This window comes from Kocuria subflava (assembly GCF_012163155.1).
GTDB classification, from domain to species: domain Bacteria; phylum Actinomycetota; class Actinomycetes; order Actinomycetales; family Micrococcaceae; genus Kocuria; species Kocuria subflava.
Genome location: NZ_JAAVUN010000128.1, coordinates 1 through 692, shown reverse-complemented (window position 1 = coordinate 692; position 692 = coordinate 1). Strand labels below are relative to the sequence as shown.

General features: G+C 63.9%; 1 pseudogene. It reads right to left on the bottom strand.

The annotated features are described in order from the left end of the window. A pseudogene (locus GTW58_RS13345) lies at positions 1-692 on the bottom strand (1,4-alpha-glucan branching enzyme); the annotation flags it as partial.

Here is a 692-nt window from a genome sequence, read left to right as displayed (position 1 = left end):
GAACTCCTGCCCCATGAACACCAGCTGCTTGCCCGGATGGGCCCACATGAAGGCCAAGTAGGCGCGCACCCCGGCAAGTTGCTTCCAACGGTCGCCCGGCATCTTGCGCAGGAGGGAGCCCTTTCCGTAGACGACCTCGTCGTGCGAAATCGGCAGGATGAAGTTCTCCGAGTAGGCGTACACGAGCGAGAAGGTCAGCTTCCCGTGGTGGTAGTGCCGGTACATCGGGTCTTCCGCCACGTACTCCAGGGAGTCGTGCATCCAACCCATGTTCCACTTGATGCCGAAGCCCAGACCGTTGTTCTCGGTCGGCTGCGTGACGCCCGGGAAGGCGGTGGATTCCTCGGCGATCATCACGATGCCCGGGTTGCGCCGGTACGCCGTGGCGTTGGCCTCCTGCAGGAACGCGATGGCTTCCAGGTTCTCCCGCCCGCCGTACTGGTTGGGTGCCCATTCGCCGTCTTCGCGGGAGTAGTCCAGGTACAGCACCGAGGCCACCGCATCGACCCGCAGACCGTCCACGTGGAACTCTTCGAGCCAGTAGAGGGCGTTGGCCACCAGGAAGTTGCGCACCTCCGTACGGCCGTAGTCGAAGATCAACGTGCCCCAGTCCTTGTGTTCGCCACGGCGGGGATCCGGGTGTTCGTAAACCGGTTCGCCGTCGAACTTGGCCAGCGCCCAGTCGTCCTTGG